Source organism: Pseudomonas urethralis (genome assembly GCF_021602465.1).
In the GTDB taxonomy this organism is placed as follows: domain Bacteria; phylum Pseudomonadota; class Gammaproteobacteria; order Pseudomonadales; family Pseudomonadaceae; genus Aquipseudomonas; species Aquipseudomonas vlassakiae.
The window spans coordinates 1-612 of the sequence record NZ_BQIJ01000057.1 but is presented as its reverse complement, the minus strand read 5'-3'; the positions used below and the strand labels follow the sequence as shown (position 1 = coordinate 612).

Here is a 612-nt window from a genome sequence, read left to right as displayed (position 1 = left end):
GGTCGGACCAGTTGGCCGATACCGGGCGGGTGGTGCCTGGAGTGCCGGTGATGGTCGCCGACAGGAACGAGTAGCCCAGCGGGTGCACAACGAAGTTGCGACGGGTCCACAGGGTTTCAGCGCCGCCACCGTTGCCGCGGGCCGGCTCGCGGTCGTACTCCATGTCGTCCTCGTCCTGCTCCTCGGCGTAGCCGATTGCGCCGGGGCCGAAGATGATCGACAGGTATTTCTGATCAGGCGCGGCGCCGATCACCGGCAGGCCGTCGTCGATCACCACCAGCATGTTCTGGTAGCGGCCGAACTCGGGCACCTGGTCTGCGATCGGGGTGAAGTCGATCAGGTTGAGGATCGACATCTCTGCGTACACGGCCGAGTGCATGGCGATCACGCTGAGCGCCTTGGTGCCGTTCGGGGTGATGATCTGCGGGGTGTAGTCACCCATGGTCGCCCGGGCCCGGATGACCGCAGCAGCGGTGATCGGGCCACCAGCGTCCACGACCATGTCGCCGCCGTTGTCGGCCACGTTGTCGTTGTAGATGCCCACGACAGTGGCGATGGTGCGGCGCTGGGCCACGCGCTGCCAGTAGCTGGTCAGGCGGCTGGCCACGAACT

General features: G+C 66.5%; 1 pseudogene. It reads right to left on the bottom strand.

The features are described from left to right. Positions 1 to 612: pseudogene (locus tag L6D64_RS28180) on the bottom strand (hypothetical protein); the annotation flags it as partial.